The following is an 18,234-nucleotide window of genomic DNA, read 5'->3' as shown; positions in this document are numbered from 1 at the left end:
GTTCTCCTTCGTGGTTTTCATCGTAATTTGTATCGTAGTTTTCACAGCGGTTTTCGTAGTGGTTTGCAAGCCGTGGTTTGCAACCTGATGCGCTGTATCGTTGTCATTTAATGCTGTGCCGTTTCGGCTGTTGGGGCTGTCCAGGCGACATCCGCTGGCACCCGGTAGCTCCAGGGCAAACCGGAATTGCGCCAGCCATCCAGCGCCCGTACGCCTTTGGATGGTCCTTCTGGCAAGGTATTGCCTTCAAAGCCATCGGTCACCGACCAGACATTGTGGTAGCCATAACCCGCCAACCGGTCCACCGCCGGCGCACTACGGGTCGCACCGCTTCGGCAAATGAGGATAATGGCATCGTCTTTTTGCACGCCAAGCTGTTGCAAGCGGCTCAGTAACTGCTGATCAAACTGCGGGTTCGGCTGCATCGGCCAGGTTTGCTGATCCGCATTCAGCCGACTGGTATCGGTCAGCAACCAGGGCACATGAATTTTGGTTGGGGTGGCAAAACCGGTAAACTTTATTTCCACCGGATCGCGTACATCCACCAGCACCGCCTTCGGGTCTTGCTCCAGCATCGCATAGGCTTCTTTGGCCGTCACATACAGCCCAAGACTGCTTTGACTGGGATCCTTACTGCTGGCAACAGGGTTGCCTGTGGCTGCGAAAACCGCACCACTCACTAAGCAAGCCAGCATGGCAAGGCTTTGAAAGAACTTCATGATATCGTCTCCTCCGTGGTTGTATCCAAATTTAAAGAAAGCTCTGGCCAGCCATCAGCCAAAAAATCTGGCCGGTGATGAAGCAGCAATAACACCAGGCGGCCTTGCATCCAGGGCTGGATGGCTTGCCAGATCCTTGCTGCCTGCGCCTGATCCAGGCCATAGAAAGGTTCATCCAGAATCACCAGGCGAGGTGAGCGTAGCAGCCAGCGCGCCAGGTTAATGCGCCGGGCCTGGCCGCCCGATACTTGCTGGCCACTATCGCCCAACCAGGTATCCAGTTGCTTCGGCAGCGATTGCGCCCACTGATCCAACTCGACCTGGATCAAAACTTGCCACAACCGCTGCTCGGTCACATCGGACAGGCCCACCATCAGATTGGTACGAAGTGTATCGGCCAGCATGCCACTTTGCTGGCTTAACAGCGCCACCTGCTGGTGAAGCCCCGCTTGTTGCCATGCCGAGCGCACCCTGCCATTCCAGCGAAGCTCTGCAGCGCCGGGCAAGGTGTCACGTACCAATAGCTCTGCCAGGCTGCTTTTGCCGGTGCCGGATGCACCACTGACCAACAACACCGGCCGCTCTGCCGACAGGTGAAGGGCGAATGGCCGCTGCAAGCTTGCCGCAATACGACCATACCGATGCAGCTGCAGTTGTACGGTGTTCAGCGCTTCGTCGCCCGCTGCTGCCGCAGGCTCCGGTTGGGTAGCCAGCGGATACAGCCGCTTGGCCGCAAACCAGCTACGACCGGCACTGGCCAGTTGCCCGGGTAAAGGTTGCAGCAGCTCACTAAGCGCCAGCACAGGCAACACCAGCATCACCGCAACCGGCCCGGAGAACCAGCCATGCTGGTAACCAGCAACCGCCAGCAGCGCCACAAAGAGCACCAGACCACCATGCAGCAATTGCAGCAGCAACTGGCTAAGCGCCTGCTGCTGGCTAACACGATGTTGTTTTCCATCAATCAGCGCGAGCAACTGCACAACAGCCTGCTGCTCTGCCTGCAATTGCCCGGCTACCCGCAGCTCGTCCAGTCCTTCCAGCTGTGTAATCACCTGCTGCCGGCTCTCATTAAGCAGAGCGCTGAGTTGATAATTCAAAGCCACGCTTTGCCGGATAAACAGAGCCAGGATCAGCAACAGCAACGGCAAGCCAACCAGCAAGAACCCTAGCGCCAGCGGCACTGACCAAACGGCAAAAAAACCACCCAGCAGCAGCCAAACCAGCAGCAAACTGGCCGGTGGCAGTAACAAGCGCAGCAAAACGGTATCCAGTTGTTCCAGATCCGTGGTCAGGCGATTCAGCCAGTCGGCATCTTGCGCCTGCTGCAGCGCGCTATCGGGCAAATGTGCCAGCCCCTGAAATAACTGAACCCGCACTCTCGCCAGTTGCTCCAGCACCAGCTGATGACTGAATACCCGTTCGGCATAGCGGCTGATCGTGCGACCCAGAGCAAAAAAACGAATGCCACTGCCTGGCATGTACAGCTCCAGAAAAGCACTGCCGCCGGCTAGCAGGATGGCCCCGACCACGGCCGTGGCGGTAATAAACCAGCCAGATAAACCCAATAAAGCCAGGCCAAACAGTGCAGTCAGCAAGGTCAAAGCAGCAGCCAGCAGCAAGCGTCCCCGGTGTTGCCACACCAGCAATTGCAGCCAATACTGCAGCATGGTACGATCATTGCTCATACCGGCGCCTCGCTGAGCCCAGTGCCTGCATCTGTGGCAGCAAAAAACCAGTAGTGATCAGCCAGTTGTTGCATGGCCGGATCATGGCTGGCAATCAGCAACCATTGACAGCTTTTGCGCTGCGCCAACACTGCCATCACCAGCGCTTTACTTTGCTGATCCAACCTGGCAGTGGGCTCATCCAACAGCAGCACTGAAGCGGGAGCCAGCAAAGCACGAGCTAGCATCAACCGCTGCAGCTGACCACCTGAAAGCGCCGTGTCGGCTGGGTTCAGTGGTGTCGCCAGCCCATTCGTTTGCTCGGCCAACAGCGGGGCTAGCCCCAGCTGCTCCAACACACTCATCATGTCGGATTCACTGGCATCCGGCGCATAGAGCCGCAGATTGTCGGCCCAGCTGCCAGGCTTTATCCAGGGTTGCTGCGGCAGATACACCATGCGGCCGTGTTTATTCGGCCAATGAAAAGCCCCTGCTTTGGCAGGGATTAAGCCAGCGAGTGTTTTTAGTGCGGTGGTTTTACCGCTACCGGAAGGGCCACTCAACAGCAGGCAATGATGCTCAGGCACCGTCAGTGTCACCGGCGGCGGCCTGAGCGCTTGTGTCGGATAGGCGCTGACCAGCTCAGTCAGTTGCAGAGCATGGCTGTCGGATGGCTGCGGTTCAGACCTATCCGGCTCTGTCGCTTTGGCCAGCCAGGGCGCCAGCTGCATCGCAGCGGCAAGGGCTGCTGCTTTGTCATGATAGGTCTGCGCAAACTGACGAATGGGCTGAAAGTACTCTGGTGCCAGCAACAGGATGGTTAACCCACTGAATAAACTGATGCTGGCAGCAGGTCCCCAGTCAATGGCCCCGAACAGCACAAAGCCAATGTAGATAGCCACCGAGGCAACCGCGACACTGGCGAAGAATTCCAGCACAGCAGAGGATAAGAAGGCAACCTTTAAGGTCGCCATCAGCAGATCGCGGTAGCGGCCGCTTTGGCGGGCAATCTGCTGACTGCTCTGTGCGATAGCGCCCAGCTGGCGCAATAACCGCAACTGCTTCACCCGATTTAAAAAGTGTCCGGCCAGTCGCTGACGCTCCAACTGGTGGCGTCGGTTAATTTGTTCCGCGCCAAGTCCAACCAACACCATAAACAGTGGGATCAAGGGAGCTGCCAGCAACAAAATCAGCGCCATCAGCCAGTTCAGCCAGGCAATCAGAGCCAGCATCAGCAACGGCGATAACAGCGCCAGATACTGCTGTGGCCAGTAGCGGGCAACATAGCCATCCATCGTCTCAATGTTATCGCCCCACTGACTGGCCCAATCGGCAGCTGACAGCTCACCCAGGCGCCAGGCTGGCCCCTCACGCCACAGCTGCAGCAATTGCAGTCGCAGCGATTGGCGCACCGCAATGCTGGCCCGGCTGGCGCAATACTCCTGCCCCCAGGCTGCGCCAGCACGCAATACCAGCGCCAGCAAAAACAGCAATACACTGGGATAGGCCATACTCCACTGCCAGCGCTCTGCAGGCAAAATAACCTCCCCCAGCAACCAGGCCAGAGCCAGCCACTGACCGATCAAGCCCAGGGTCGATAACAGTCCCAACAGCACAGCGCCGGTCAGCAGTGGCCGTTGCTGCTTAACCACAGTGTGCAACAAAGCCTTCCCGGCCTGCACATCTGTCGCATCGCCCCGCAAGCCTTGCACCTTAGTGGTAACCCGTTGCTTTCACTTTGCCCCGAAATACCCAATAGGTCCAGGCGGTATAGGCCAGTACAATCGGGATAACAAACAAGAAACCCAGCAACAAGAAGAGTTGCGACTCATAGGCAGAAGCGGCATCCCACAAGGTGTAGTCCGGTGGCACCATGTAAGGCCATTTACTGGCCAGCAAGCCCAGGTAAGTAAAGAGGAACAAGCCCATGGTGGCAACAAAGGGCAAGCCTTCCTGCTGCTTTTGGACCGAACGATAGATAGCCCAGGCACAGTACAGCGCTAGCAGAGGCAGCAACCAGATAGCGCTAAAACCATCAAACCAGCGCTCCATCACCTTGGGATCGACAAAGGGGGTATAGACACTGATGACGGCAAAGACCACCAGCACCGCTAGCAATAATCGCGGTGTTAGTTTGTAGGCCCATTGCTGTACTTCGCCTTCAGATTTCATAATCAGCCAGGTCGCGCCCAGTAAGGCGTAGCCTGCCACCAGCCCAAGGCCGGTAATGACGGTAAAAGGAGTTAACCAGTCAAAAGCCCCGCCTACATAGCGGAAGTTTTCCGTGGCAAACCCCTGGATATAAGCCCCAACGACTGCACCCTGTGCAAATGCTGCCACGGTAGAGCCGCCGGCAAAGGCCCAGTTCCACAGGTACTTGGAGGTTTTAGCTTTAAAACGAAACTCAAAGGCCACGCCACGGAAAATCAAGCCAGCCAGCAGCAGGAACACCCCGATATAAAGCGCCGGCAAAAACACCGAGTACACCAAAGGGAATGCCGCCAGCAGGCCTGCGCCCCCAAGCACCAGCCAGGTTTCATTGCCATCCCACACCGGAGCTACCGAGTTCATCATCACATCGCGGTAATGCTCATCCGGCGCAAAAGGAAACAAGATGCCCTGCCCCAGATCGAATCCATCCATCAGCACATACATCATCACCCCAAAAGCAATGATCACCGCCCAAATTAAAGTCAAATCAAAAGGCTGGTCCATTAGTTTTCTCCTTCCAGACTGGCGTGAGCAGCTGAGAATGGCCGCTTGGCGCGCTCCACCTCTTCTTGTTCATGCGGCTGATTGGCCTTCTCCAGGCCACCACGGAATACTTTCAGCAAGTAATACACCCCGGCACTGAACACCAGGCTGTACACCACCACATAGCCAATCAGGGTAAAGAGTGCCATACCGCCGGTAAGTGAAGGGGTCAGACCTTCGGCGTGGGTCATTTGCTCGTAAATCAACCAGGGCGCCCGACCGGCTTCTGTCACAACCCAACCGGCCAGCACCGCAATAAAGGGGGAGAGGCTCATCCAGCGCAGGCTTTGCAAAAACCAGCGGCTTTGATGGTAGCGCTGCCGGTAACGCAGCACCCAACCGGCCAGGCCAAAAAACACCATCAGTAAGCCCATCGCCACCATAATCCGGAACGACCAGAACACCAAAAACACCGGCGGCTGCATCTCTGGCGCGACTTCATTCAGGCCGGGTACCTCCCCCTGCCAATCGTGCGTCAGAATAAAGCTCGCCATATTCGGAATACCAATAGCAAAGTGATTGGTTTGCGCGGCCTGATCCGGGATGGCAAAGAGCAGCAAAGGCACACCGGTGTCGGTTTGCCAGTTGCCCTCCATCGCAGCCACCTTCATCGGTTGGTGCTCCAGGGTGTTCAAACCATGGAAATCGCCAACCACCACCTGCATCGGTGCCAGAATTAACAGCATCCACAGCGCAATGGATAAAGCTTTGCGGTTGCTTTCAAACTCACGCTTTTGCAGGATAAACCAGGCGCTCACGCCAGCTACCACCAGAGCGGCGGTTAAAAAGGAAGCCAGCGCCATATGCAGGAAACGGTACCCGAAAGATGGGGTAAACAGCGCCTGAGACCAGGACACCACATGGTACATGCCATCACGCAGCTCCAGACCTCCGGGTGTTTGCATCAGGGAGTTGGCCGATAAAATCCAGAAGGAAGAAATAAAGGTGCCAAGCGCCACCATAATGGCTGCGAACAGATGCACGCCTTGCGGCACTTTATCCCGCCCGAACAACAAAACCCCTAAAAAAGCGGCTTCCAGGAAAAAGGCGGTGACCACTTCGTAGCTCAGTACCGGCCCGAGGAAGTTGGCAGTGGCATACGAGAAGTTACTCCAGTTGGTGCCAAACTGGAACGACATCACAATGCCGGATACCACCCCCATGCCAAACACCACCGCAAACACCTGGATCCAAAACTTCGACAAGCGCTGCCACACTGGCTGGCCGGTTTTGAACGACAACGCCTCCAGCACAGCAATAAAGCTGGCCAGACCTATGGTAAAGACGGGAAAAATCGCATGAAAGCACACCACAAACGCGAACTGGATACGCGATAGCAGCAGAGGATCTAACTCCATAACCGTTCTCCTGATCTGGGCTCACTCCTGCCGGAGCTCGCTCAAATTTGCCTAGCAAAAATACAACTCTGGACTAAAGTTATAGCATACACCAACTATATTAATTTTTTCTTATTGAAGCGTGCGACATAGTGTCGCAGATCAAAAAAAGTGCGATTTCACACTGGTGAAATCATCAATTCCAAGGTATTTTTAATTTAAGAGACTTCTTAACTACCAGGTGGTACTGCAATGAAAACCAATGTAGGTGGACTTGATAAAACACTGCGACTGATCGTGGGTATTGTACTGATCGCTTTGGCGGCCACAGGTGTCATCGGTGTCTGGGGTTGGATTGGTGTTGTGCCATTATTGACGGGTTTATTCAACACCTGCCCGGCATACAGCTTGCTCGGCATATCAACCTGCAAGCCCAAAGCATGACCAGTCAGACACTGCAGCTATTTGATTCTTTGGTGTTACTGGCTGTGCGCTACGCCATGGCGGACACAGGGAGCGCCAGCTTGGCTCAGGTACAACAAGCAATGGCGTATCTGCAACCCCCCGGCGCAGAGCCAGCCGAGATCAGCACTGCCCTGCAACGGTTGCAAAGCGCCAGCTTAATCACCGTCAGTGATCAGCAGTATCGGTTCAACGAACTGGCCGAGCGTTTTTGGCACCAAAGTGGCGCTGATAAAGTCTGCGGTGTACGGGTGCAGTGGCAACGTTTGCACCAGCAATTGCAGGGGTTTGAACTTGGATCCCAGGAGGCTTTATGAGTACATCACCAACCCAGCCACTGCGGCGCAAGTTGCTGCTTGGACTGGCCGCCGGAGCCACAGCGGCTTCGCCAGTCGCCTTGCTGGCTAAACCCCTGCAAAGCCAGGCCCATATTGTCATCCTTGGTGCGGGCGCAGCCGGCATCGCTATGGCGAACCGTTTGCGCCGCAGCATCACCGGTGCCCGTATTACGCTGGTCGGAGCCAGGCCAGAGCACCATTATCAACCAGGCTACACCATGATAGCCTCTGGTTTATGGCAGCCAGAGCGGGTGCTCTCCAGCACCAGCCAATGGCTTGGCAACGGCATCGATTGGTTGACGCAGGATGTGACCGCTATCGATGCCCGTCAGCAGCGGGTCGAGCTCAGTAACCAGCAGCAACTGACTTATGATCTCTTGGTGGTGGCCACAGGCTGTCAGCTCAATTATCACGAAATTGAAGGCTTTGATGTCAGCATGATTGGTCAGCATGGCATTGGCAGCGTCTATGCCAGCCCTGCAGCTGCCCTGGCAACCAGTGCACAAATCGATGCCTTAGTCAGCAAAGGCGAAGGCCGGGCTTTGTTTACCTTAAGCAATACCCCGCTCAAGTGCGCCGGCGCGCCGTTGAAAATGACCTTTACTACTCTGTCTCGGCTTGAGAAAACCGGCCAGCGTGAACGTTTCCAGGTTGATTTTTTTACCCCGTACTCAAACCGGGTGTTTGCGGTGCCTACCTACAACGATTTTGTGCTTAGACGCTGGCAGGAGCAAAAGGTCGGATTCTTTGACCAGCGCGTCCTGACTGGTTTGGACGCGCCGAGCCGCACCGCCTATTTCGCCCATACCGATGGCACACACAGCCGGGAATCGTACGACTTTATTCATGTGGTGCCTCCGATGAGTGCATCGGATGTGATAAAAGCTTCCGATCTGGTCTGGCACGATGGACCTTTTGCCGGCAACTGGCTGGAAGTGGATCAATACAGTCTGCAACATCGTCGCTACCCAAATGTCTTTGGGGTCGGCGATGTGATTGGCACGCCTTTTGGCAAAACTGCCGCCAGTGTCAAAATGCAGGCACCGGTGGCCGAGCGCAACATCCTGGCTTTTTTGAGTGGCCAGCCACTAACCGCCCGTTACAATGGTTATACCTCCTGCCCACTGATCACCAGCATTGGCCGCGCTATCTTGTCGGAATTTGGCTACGAAGGAAAACTGATGCCATCCTTTGGTTTTATCAGTCCCACCGAAGAGTCCTGGCTGGTGTGGATGATGAAAGAACAAATGTTGCAACCGGCTTACAATGCCATGCTGCATGGCAAAGTCTGAGGAGTAAACTGCATGAGCCTGGATGGTATTCTGATGATTCTGTGGTACGCCGCCAAGCCCTGGCTTTGGCTGATGGCACTGCTAATCCTGGGCCTGGCCGCCAGCCTGTGGCTCGGACGCCACCGGCAAGGAAAGCCACATGCCCTGCTCTGGCCGGTGGCCATCGCTATCGGTGTTGTTGCTATGCTATTGGCTCCAACCCTGACCCACTCACAACTGACTTATGTAGTCACCTGGCCCGATCGCCTGGTGCTGGCTGGCATTGGCATAGCTACTGCCTTCTACAGCTGGTTATTACTAAAAAACTGGCTGCGTAGGGCATTCTGATTTAGCTTGTGCTTAAGGAATGTCAGGCTACACTCTAAAGTGAGCTTTAGCAGTTATTGGAGTCTGCCTTTGTACGCTTATATTGCCCGCCAACCCATTTACGATAATACCAAAGCACTGTATGGCTACGAACTTTTGTTTCGCGATGGCGAACAAAACAGCTTCCCCAACATTGATGGTGATGAAGCCACTTCACGACTACTCACCGAGCATCACTTATTGGTAGGCGTTGAACATATTGCCGCGGGCAAACTGGCTTTTATTAATTTTTCGGCCGAAACCCTGATCCACCACTTTCCAACATCCATCGACCCCAAAACCACTGTCATTGAAGTACTGGAGTCGGTACCTATCAGCATGGAGTTGCTGCAAGCCTGCAAAGCCCTTCATGAAATGGGTTATGCACTGGCGTTGGATGACCACGATTTTGATGCCAAATGGGATGTTTTTTTGCCCTACACCCGCTACCTTAAGGTGGATGTGCAGCAATTTAATCTGGTGCAAATCAGTAAGTTCATTCAGCGTATCAAGCATCATCCGGTCACCTTACTAGCAGAAAGAGTGGAGACTGCCGAGCAGTTTGAAAAGCTGAAGCTGATGGGATTTACCTTGTTTCAAGGCTATTTATTTGCTCGTCCGGAAATGATGAAGCATCGTCAGTTGAGCAGCAATAAGCTCAACCTGCTGGAGCTGATTGGCGAAGCTTGTGCCGAGCAGTTGGATTTCGCTCGGCTAAGCCAGATTGTCGAGCGGGATGTAGCACTGTCGTACCGACTGCTGCGTTTTATCAACAACTCGGCCTATGCGAAAGAACAGCCGATTGAGTCCCTGAAACTGGCCATGGTGTATATGGGCGAAGCGGAGTTAAAAAAGTTCATCGCCCTGTTAGCCTTGGCCAATCTGGCAAACGGCGAGGACGATGCCCGCATCATTCAGTCGCTGGTTCGGGCTCGCTTTTGTGATCATCTGGCTAAGCTCTGCAACTACCCTGCCGACCCACCGTCTGCTTTTTTGACCGGATTATTCTCCAAAGTAGATGAGTTGGTCGAAGTTCCCATGGTTCAAGTGCTCAAGCAATTACCCTTACCCGAAGCCATCCGTCAGGCTCTGACTGGCCGTTCAGGATCACTTGGCCAGTTTCTTAGCCTGATTGAAAATTATGAAATTGCCGAATGGCCCCAGGCAGAACGGCTGGCAAATCAGCTGAGCCCGGCGGCAGATTTAGCACAACTCTATTTCGATGCTGTGCGCTGGGCTCAAGGCATTTTGCAACCAAACGCATGATCAACCTCAATGCCTGTAGTACAAAAACCAGTTACACTTTCCCATGTTGCGAAAAAGCAGCCTTAGGTCATTCATATCAGACAGGATAGTAAGGTGCCAGAAAAAATAGCCCCGAGTAAACTGCGTATCGGTTACGCCATTAAGTTGCCACTGAACTGGATGAGACACCCCTTTATGTCCAGCAAGCTGACCATTGAAAATGTACATCAAATCCGCATTATTCAATCACTCAAGCTGGACTTTGTTTACTATTATCCGGAGCAAAGCCTGGCTGCTGCTCCAAGCAGCTCGCCGACGAATGACGAGATACTGCGACAAATTGATGAAGCCGCTGAGTACAGAGCGCAATTGCAGCAGCAAAAGTCAGCTCGAATTGAAGCATCCAAAGCTCGCAGGCGAAGCATTCAGAAAACTGAAAAGGCGTTCTCCCAGTCGTTTAATCAACTGCATGCTTTGATGAAAAAACTCAGTAGTCAGCCGGTCACCGCCATCGAAGAGGCAACCGAGCTTGCTGCCAGAATGGCCGAAGACATCGTCAAGCCCGATGCCTTATCAATGCATATGATCGCCACAGCGCAAAAAGATCAGGAGAATCTCTACTACCATGCGCTCAATGTCTCCACCATCTCCATGGTGCTGGCTAAGAACCTTGGACTGAGCGAATCTCAGGTTCGCTTGGTAGGTTTTGCAGCCTTGTTTCACGATATCGGCAAGCTGCGCTTACCAAGCCAGATCATGCGCAAAAAAGAGCCACTCACCAAGCCTGAGCAGAATCTGCTAAACCTGCATACCCAATATGGTGCCGAGCTGGCAGAAAAGCTGGAAGATTTTCCACCCGAAGCCATACCAGTGCTGTTTCAGCACCATGAGTACATGGATGGCAGTGGTTTCCCCAAAGGCCTAAAAGGCGATGCCATTGACCCGCTGGCCCGGATTGTGATGGTAGTAAACACTTTTGATAATCTGTGTCACCCGGGCCCCGGCTTGGCTACCCGCTCACCACATACGGCTTTGGCTTACATGTACAAAAAAATGCGGGCACAATTGCCGGAAGCCGAGTTAAAGCTTTTGATCAAGCAAATGGGAGTCTACCCGCCTGGCACCCTGGTGATGCTGAGCGATGAACGGATCGGCATGGTCATCACCGTGAACAGCGATGCCTTATTACAACCTGATATCATGGTGTACGAGGCCGATATTCCAAGACTGGAAGCTCCCATCCTATCGCTGGCTGATGGCGATATAGCCATCAGCAGAGTTTTAAAACCGCAACAACTTCCCAGTCAGGTGTTGGAATACCTCAATCCTTGCGCCCAAATCAGTTATCATGTTCAGGGAAAAAATTAGGGCGCATCGTCTGCGCCCTACTTCATCGTCACCAGCAAACTTCCACGCCGCAAGTCAGCTATCCGCCTTCATCCAGTGTTCCACGGCTGCAGCCAGCTCATCCGGGTGGAATTTGGCAATAAACTGGTCGGCGCCGACTTTCTTGACCATGGCCTCGTTAAAGACCCCGCTCAGCGACGAGTGCAGCACCACATGCATATTGCGAAGATCCGGGTTGGCTTTCACCTGAGCCGTCAGGGTATAGCCATCCATTTCCGGCATTTCGATATCAGAAATCAGCAGCGGCACTTTTTTCGAGATATCCCCTCCCAGCTCTTTGGCTTTTTTCTCCAGCCACTGCAGTGCCTGCTTGCCATCATTCACCAGCTCAATATTCACACCAATGGAGGTAAGTGCGCGCTTCACCTGGCCACGGGCGACCGCCGAGTCATCGGCCACCAGCACGACTAAATCGGCCAGATTCATCTGAGCCGCTTCTTTTTTCAAACTTTCGCTGACTTCTTCATCCGGCGGTGAAATTTCAGCAAAGACTTTTTCCACATCAATCACCTGCACCAGGCGGTCATCCACCTTGGTAACAGCGGTGAGGTAATGATTTCGGCCAGCCCCTTTTGGCGGAGGGCTGATTTGCTCCCAGTTGATATTGACAATGCGATCCACCCCACCGACCAGAAAGCCCTGAGTGGTTCTGTTGTATTCAGTCACCAAAATAAAGGCTTTTTTCAAATCCTGGATAGCCGGCCCGCCGGTTGCCTGGCTTAAGTCGATGACCGTGATCGCCTCTCCACGCAAATGGGCGATACCCCGCACATGTGGCGAAGCGCCCGGCATTTCGGTGAGTTGGGGACACTGCAGCACTTCCCGAACTTTAAACACATTGATGCCATAGGGCTGCTCACCGTTCAGCCGGAAAATCAGCAGCTCCAGCCGGTTCTGCCCGACCAAATTGGTACGCTGATCCACCGATGCCATAAATTTACTCATGAGAACTCCATCTTACGGGCCTGTTATTTAGAGTATAACTGAACTTCAGCAACTAACACTGTTTCAGATCATGCTTAAGTGTAGCCTTTTCCTGTAGCTTTTACCTGCCCTTTGCCGGTTTGGTTTGGTCTGTTGGCAGAAGTGGTACCTTTATTTGGTGTGCTCAGCAAGCATATAGCGGTAGCAGACTAAAAATCAAACTTTGAATCAATAAAATCGATTAAGTCGTTCAGGAAAAGTTACTTTCGGAACAGTAGTTTGCTGTCTATAGTTGATACAGCTTAAGCGTGAGTACCTGCAGTACGCTCAGTAAAACCAACCTGAACAAGGAGTGATGCATGGACAAGAGTAATCAAAACACCGGTAAATGCCCGGTGATGCACGGCGCCAATACGGCCGCCACTGATAATGTGATGAGCTGGTGGCCCAAAGCCCTCAATCTCGATATTTTGCACCAGCACGACAGCAAAACCGACCCTCTCGGTAACGACTTTAACTACGCCGAAGCCTTCAAATCGCTCGATCTCGAAGCGGTAAAAACTGACCTCAAAGCCCTGATGACCGACAGCCAGGACTGGTGGCCAGCCGACTGGGGCCACTACGGTGGTTTGTTTATCCGCATGGCTTGGCACAGCGCCGGCAGTTACCGGATTGCCGATGGCCGGGGTGGTGCGGGCACCGGCAACCTGCGCTTTGCGCCGTTAAACAGCTGGCCGGATAACGGCAACCTGGACAAAGCCCGTCGCTTACTGTGGCCCATCAAAAGAAAGTATGGCAACAAGCTGTCCTGGGCTGATCTGATGATTCTGGCCGGCAACATGGCTTATGAGTCGATGGGTTTAAAAACCTTTGGGTTTGGCGGTGGCCGCAAAGACATTTGGCACCCGGAAAAAGATACCTACTGGGGCTCGGAAAAAGAATGGCTGGCACCATCCGGCAGCGAAGGTAGCCGTTACTCGGGTGAACGTGATCTGGAAAACCCACTGGCCGCTGTGATGATGGGCCTGATTTACGTCAACCCGGAAGGGGTGGATGGCAAGCCCGATCCTTTGAAAACCGCGCACGACGTGCGGGTGACTTTCCAGCGCATGGCAATGAACGATGAAGAAACCGTGGCGCTGACCGCAGGTGGTCATACCGTCGGTAAAGCTCACGGCAATGGCGATGCCGCCAATTTAGGCCCGGCACCTGAGGGCGCCGAACTTCATGAGCAAGGCTTTGGCTGGATGAACCACAAAACCCGTGGAGTTGGCCGCGATGCGGTCACCAGCGGCCTGGAAGGCGCCTGGACCAGCAACCCAACACAATGGGACAACGGCTATTTTGAGCTGCTGCTGAACTACGACTGGGAGCTGAAAAAGAGCCCAGCCGGTGCCTGGCAGTGGGAGCCGGTCAACATTAAAGAAGAGCACAAGGTACCGGATGCCGAAGATCCATCCAAGCGCCACAACCCCATCATGACCGATGCCGATATGGCAATGAAGATGGACCCGGACTACCGCAAAATCTCCGAGCGCTTCTACCAAGATCCGGAGTACTTTGCCGAGACCTTCCGCCGCGCCTGGTTCAAACTGACCCACCGCGATCTGGGACCGAAAAGCCGTTATTTAGGGCCGGATGTCCCGAAAGAAGATTTGATTTGGCAGGACCCGGTACCTAAAGCCGATTACACCCTGACCGAAGCCGAAATCAGCGAGCTGAAAGCCAAAGTGCTGGCCAGTGGCTTATCGGTATCCGAGCTGGTCGCGACCGCCTGGGACAGCGCCCGGACGTTCCGGGGTTCGGACTACCGAGGCGGTGCCAATGGTGCCCGCATCCGGCTAGCGCCGCAAAAAGACTGGGCCGGCAACGAGCCGGAGCGGCTGCAAAAAGTGCTGAAGGTACTGCAAGCCATTCAGGCGTCATTGAGTAAGAAAGTCAGCATGGCCGACTTGATTGTACTGGGTGGCAGTGCGGCAGTGGAAAAAGCGGCCAAAGACGCAGGTGTCAACATCACAGTACCGTTCGCACCCGGCCGTGGCGATGCCACGCAGGAGATGACCGATGCCGAGTCGTTCGATGTGCTGGAGCCCTTGCACGATGCCTTCCGCAACTGGCTCAAAGCCGATTACAGCGTGAAGCCGGAAGAAATGATGTTGGATCGTGCTCAATTGATGGGCCTGACTGCGCCGGAAATGACGGTGCTGCTGGGTGGTATGCGGGTGCTGGGCACCAATCATGGCGGCAGCAAGCATGGCGTGTTCACCGACAAAGTCGGCGTGCTGAGCAATGACTTCTTCGTCAATCTGACCGACATGAGCTACAAATGGGAGCCAACCGGCAAGAACCAGTACAACATCGTCGAGCGTAAAACCGGTGCCACCAAGTGGACGGCGACCCGGGTCGACCTGGTGTTTGGTTCCAACTCCATCCTGCGTTCTTACGCCGAGGTCTACGCTCAGGACGACAACAAAGCCAAGTTTGTGCAGGACTTTGTGAAAGCCTGGGTCAAGGTGATGAACAACGACCGCTTTGATCTGAAGTAACGGTACCCCAACAAAAAGCCCCGCCAGGTGACTGGCGGGGCTTTCTAATCTGGACAGTGGAGTTCAGAACATCACTTAACCGATTTAAGATGCTTGCGCTGATGCGCTTTGTCGATGGCTATATCTTCAGCATTGGTCTTTTCAGGCATCAGTTCATCCCAGCTGCGCGGCCCAGCCATCAGGCCACTATCCACATCGGCCAGCTCCTCAGGGATTTCTGTACTGAATAACTTTTCTGTTCGCTCTCTTGCCCTTTCAAGCAACCACTGCTCAAGTTCAGGCGAATCAGCTGGAGGTCGTTTCTTAGTTGTCATGAACTAGCACTCCTACAAATTCCGCCATAAGTGTGATGGCACATTGCTGGCTTTGCCGTTGAAATAAGTAAAACCATGCTTTTCATAATAGCGGATTACATCAACATTTACTGGCCGCATAATGCGAATTTGCTCTGCACCCAATCTATCAGCATAAGCCTCAGCCGCTGAGATAGTGAGTTCGACGACCTTCCCCTTCAAAGGATGCTGTCCCGGAGCGCCCTCAATAATATCCAGCCGCAATCGTGAACCTGAAAAAGTTGGCTTACCGATACTTAAGCCACATAACTTTGCCTTTGCAAACCAGATAGCCAGTTCAAACCGCTTAGGGTGACGGTAAGCATATTGCTTAAAACCCTCCCGCCATGACCAACTGGCATCGCTATGACGTCTTGGGCTCTCTTCCCACTGATGGGCTTGCGCCAATGCAAAAGCATTAATCACATCCAGCTGAACAACGCCCTTTAAACCAGCTGGCAGCGTTGCCTCGGCAATATGCAAGCTATGCTCCCTAAAACTCTGATATTTATTGTCAGCCGAGCTGTGCGCAGAATTCATTTTTTTCCTCACAAATACCACCAGTAATTTGCGCACATTGTAACAAATGAGAAGCGTACAACCAAAACAAAATTTACGTTTCATTAAATACCATGGTTGCAAAGCGTTGTGTAACCACTGCTATAGCTGGAATCCATGGCGGGCTAGGTCAGCAGCGACAACGAATACTTCCAAACAAAGCCCCGCCGGGAGACTGGCGGGGCTTTGTTTATGCTTTTTACTGCGCGAAGCTTACTCTTTCGGGCCCGGGCCTAAGTAGCGGTCCAGCCAGCCGGTAAACTCATTGAACCAGAACACCGAGTTGTTCGGCTTTAAGATCCAGTGATTTTCATCCGGGAAGTACACCAGCCGCGCATCCAGCCCCATGCCTTTGTAGACACCATAGATTTCAAAACCCTGGGTCACCGGCACCCGGTAATCCAGCTCACCATGGATGATCAGCATTGGGGTTTTAAAGTTGGCCGCATGCATCGAGGGGCTAAAGCGCAGCACGTTCTCCATGCCATCCCAGGGGGCGCCACCATAGGCATGCACCCGCTGCGCTGTGGTATCGGAGGCAAACTGGCCTTTCAGGTTGTAGACCCCGGCATGGTTAATCAGTGCCTGATAACGGTCGGTATGGCCGGCTATCCAGCTCACCAGGTAGCCACCGTAGCTGCCGCCGGCCGCTGCCAGCCGATTTTCATCGACATAGGGGCGCTGCAGCATAAAGTCGATGGCCCGCTCCGAGTCGATAAAAGGCATGGTGGGATGATCGCCATGAATGGAGATGGCAAAGTCCTGGCCAAAGCTGGTTGAGCCATGGAAGTTGGGCAGAATGGTGATGTAACCGGCAGCGGCAAACACCTGAGCATTCCAGCGAAAATGAAAGGTATCGCCAAAGAAGCCATGCGGACCACCGTGCAGCAGGTTCAGTACCGGCCACTTTTTGCTGGCATCAAAGTTCGGCGGATAGACCACAAACATCTGCACCGGGGCATCATTGGCACCAGCATAGGTCACATTCTCGACCTTACCCCAGTCGATACTGTCTTGCAGCGCCTGATTCAATTGGGTGATTTGACGGCGGTCGCGACCATTAGCGCGCACACTGAACAGCTCCGGCATCTGCGTCAGGCCGTGGTGCACAAACAGCAAACGGCCATCGGCGGTTTCAGCCAGGCCAGTATTGGTACCGCCTCGCAGCACTTCACGAATGGAACCACCCCGTGCCGGCATGGCAAACAGGGAGGTCATGGCCCTGTCATCGGCCTGGAAGAAGATCTGCCGGCCATTGCGCGAATACTGCCAGTTGACCGGAGTGTGATCAAAATCCTGGGTCAAAATGCGGCTCTGACCGTTGCGTAAATCGTACTGCAGCAGATTGATCTGATCGGCGTAAAAGTCATTGCGCAAGCTACGGCCCCACAGCAGGTAGCGACCATCCGGGCTAAACACCGGATTGATGTCGCGACCGGTATTGTCCGCGCTCAGATTAACGTAGCTGCCACTGCCATCGGTTTGCAGCAACAGCACATCGGCTTTAAAGTCATCAAAAGGGGGCTCTGTGGTATTGGCCGTCAGCGCAATTTGCCGGCCATCGGGCGAGATGTCGTAGCTGATGCCGCCGCCAATATTGAAATACCGCTGCCAACCCGGCGTCAGCTCAGTCACTTCGCCGCTCGCCAGTTGCACCCGGAACAGCCGCGGATACGCATCTTGCTCTAAGAAGCGATCCCAGTGCCGGTACAAACGGTTTTCGGTGACAAAAGCCGAGACTTTGGATTTGGCCTTTTCAGCTTGCTGCGCTTTCAATGCAGCAAAGTCGCCGTCAAAATCGGCCGGCACCTGGGCCATAAACACCAGGCTCTGACCATCCGGCATCCACTGCACGGCCGAGACGGCTACCGGCAAATCGGTCAGCTGGCGTGGCTCACCACCATCCATCCGCATCACAAAAATCTGGTTGCGCTCGGCCTGACGGCGCGACACAAAGGCAATCTTGCTGCCATCAGGGCGCCACACCGCCCCGCTGTCGCTGCCAGTGGCCGGAAAGGTCAGCTGTTGGCTTTGGCCAGTTTGCAGGTTCAGCCAATGCAGGGCTGTGGTGCCGCGGTCGGTTTCCATGCTGTAGCTGCTCACACCGTACAGCGCACTTTTACCATCCGGCGCCATCACCGGGGCCGATGGTCGCTGTACCGCCCACAGGTCTTCAGGAGTAAGTGGCCTTGGCGCCTCGGCCTGGGCCAGGCCAGCCCACAGCAGGCTGGCCGATAAAGTCAGAACCGCCGTCAGGCGGCCGGAGAAGAAAGGAACCATGGGTTATCCTCTGTCGTTATACCGCCGG

The 18,234-nt window shown here is 54.3% G+C and carries 16 protein-coding genes; 7 read left to right on the top strand and 9 right to left on the bottom strand.

Annotated elements, in window-relative coordinates:
* Positions 1-107: 107 nt before the first annotated feature.
* Genes QWY20_RS15380 through QWY20_RS15360 form a run of 5 tightly spaced genes read right to left on the bottom strand, consistent with a single transcriptional unit; the run spans position 108 to position 6,498 of the window.
* Complete coding sequence (locus tag QWY20_RS15380) at positions 108-719, bottom strand: rhodanese-like domain-containing protein (protein ID WP_330129887.1); 612 nt, start codon at positions 717-719, stop codon at positions 108-110.
* On the bottom strand, positions 716-2,407 hold the full coding sequence (locus QWY20_RS15375) for an amino acid ABC transporter ATP-binding/permease protein (RefSeq protein ID WP_330129886.1): 1,692 nt from the start codon (positions 2,405-2,407) through the stop codon (positions 716-718). The genes QWY20_RS15380 and QWY20_RS15375 overlap by 4 nt, the downstream gene beginning before the upstream one ends.
* The gene (gene cydD / locus QWY20_RS15370) at positions 2,404-4,089 is read right to left on the bottom strand and encodes a thiol reductant ABC exporter subunit CydD (RefSeq protein ID WP_330129885.1); all 1,686 of its coding nucleotides are present in this window, start codon (positions 4,087-4,089) and stop codon (positions 2,404-2,406) included. The genes QWY20_RS15375 and cydD overlap by 4 nt, the downstream gene beginning before the upstream one ends.
* Before the next feature lie 10 nt (positions 4,090-4,099).
* Complete coding sequence (gene cydB, locus QWY20_RS15365) at positions 4,100-5,101, bottom strand: cytochrome d ubiquinol oxidase subunit II (protein WP_330129884.1); 1,002 nt, start codon at positions 5,099-5,101, stop codon at positions 4,100-4,102.
* Positions 5,101-6,498, bottom strand: coding sequence for a cytochrome ubiquinol oxidase subunit I (locus QWY20_RS15360; protein WP_330089277.1), 1,398 nt, complete (start codon positions 6,496-6,498; stop codon positions 5,101-5,103). Before QWY20_RS15360 ends, cydB begins: the two co-directional genes overlap by 1 nt.
* A gap of 231 nt (positions 6,499-6,729) precedes the next feature.
* Here QWY20_RS15360 and QWY20_RS15355 point away from each other — a divergent pair, with 231 nt between their 5' ends.
* The 6 genes from QWY20_RS15355 (at position 6,730) to QWY20_RS15330 (ending at position 11,527) form a co-directional block, all read left to right on the top strand.
* Entirely contained in the window at positions 6,730-6,921 is a 192-nt protein-coding gene (locus tag QWY20_RS15355; protein WP_330129883.1) for a YgaP family membrane protein, read from the top strand.
* Positions 6,918-7,256: a hypothetical protein gene (locus QWY20_RS15350; protein ID WP_330129882.1), complete on the top strand. Its 339-nt coding sequence runs from the start codon at positions 6,918-6,920 to the stop codon at positions 7,254-7,256. The genes QWY20_RS15355 and QWY20_RS15350 overlap by 4 nt, the downstream gene beginning before the upstream one ends.
* On the top strand, positions 7,253-8,569 hold the full coding sequence (locus tag QWY20_RS15345; protein ID WP_330129881.1) for an NAD(P)/FAD-dependent oxidoreductase: 1,317 nt from the start codon (positions 7,253-7,255) through the stop codon (positions 8,567-8,569). The genes QWY20_RS15350 and QWY20_RS15345 overlap by 4 nt, the downstream gene beginning before the upstream one ends.
* 12 nt (positions 8,570-8,581) lie before the next feature.
* A complete protein-coding gene (locus QWY20_RS15340) occupies positions 8,582-8,896 on the top strand; it encodes an oxidoreductase (protein WP_330129880.1) in 315 nt (104 codons plus the stop codon).
* A 69-nt stretch (positions 8,897-8,965) separates the two neighbouring features.
* A complete protein-coding gene (locus tag QWY20_RS15335) occupies positions 8,966-10,180 on the top strand; it encodes an EAL and HDOD domain-containing protein (protein ID WP_330129879.1) in 1,215 nt (404 codons plus the stop codon).
* Between the two features lie 93 nt (positions 10,181-10,273).
* Positions 10,274-11,527, top strand: a complete 1,254-nt coding sequence (locus QWY20_RS15330) for an HD-GYP domain-containing protein (RefSeq protein WP_330129878.1) — start codon at positions 10,274-10,276, stop codon at positions 11,525-11,527.
* Positions 11,528-11,581: 54 nt separating this feature from the next.
* Here the strand turns inward: QWY20_RS15330 and QWY20_RS15325 are convergent, their stop codons facing one another.
* The gene (locus QWY20_RS15325; RefSeq protein WP_330129877.1) at positions 11,582-12,511 is read right to left on the bottom strand and encodes a chemotaxis protein CheV; all 930 of its coding nucleotides are present in this window, start codon (positions 12,509-12,511) and stop codon (positions 11,582-11,584) included.
* A gap of 338 nt (positions 12,512-12,849) precedes the next feature.
* Here QWY20_RS15325 and katG point away from each other — a divergent pair, with 338 nt between their 5' ends.
* Complete coding sequence (gene katG / locus QWY20_RS15320; protein WP_330129876.1) at positions 12,850-15,036, top strand: catalase/peroxidase HPI; 2,187 nt, start codon at positions 12,850-12,852, stop codon at positions 15,034-15,036.
* A gap of 71 nt (positions 15,037-15,107) precedes the next feature.
* Here katG and QWY20_RS15315 read toward each other — a convergent pair whose 3' ends face one another.
* The 3 genes from QWY20_RS15315 to QWY20_RS15305 all read right to left on the bottom strand — a co-directional run bounded on the left by QWY20_RS15315 (position 15,108) and on the right by QWY20_RS15305 (position 18,206).
* Positions 15,108-15,350 (bottom strand): hypothetical protein, encoded by a 243-nt coding sequence (locus QWY20_RS15315; protein ID WP_330129875.1) that lies wholly within the window; start codon positions 15,348-15,350, stop codon positions 15,108-15,110.
* 12 nt (positions 15,351-15,362) lie between these two features.
* Positions 15,363-15,992, bottom strand: coding sequence for a hypothetical protein (locus QWY20_RS15310; RefSeq protein ID WP_330129874.1), 630 nt, complete (start codon positions 15,990-15,992; stop codon positions 15,363-15,365).
* A gap of 147 nt (positions 15,993-16,139) precedes the next feature.
* Positions 16,140-18,206, bottom strand: coding sequence for a S9 family peptidase (locus QWY20_RS15305; protein ID WP_330129873.1), 2,067 nt, complete (start codon positions 18,204-18,206; stop codon positions 16,140-16,142).
* Positions 18,207-18,234 lie beyond the last annotated feature (28 nt).

This window comes from Alkalimonas cellulosilytica (assembly GCF_036325985.1).
Classification (GTDB): Bacteria; Pseudomonadota; Gammaproteobacteria; order Enterobacterales; family Alteromonadaceae; genus Alkalimonas; species Alkalimonas cellulosilytica.
The sequence above is the reverse complement of the archived record's forward strand: the minus strand, read 5'-3'. Positions and strand labels throughout refer to the sequence as shown.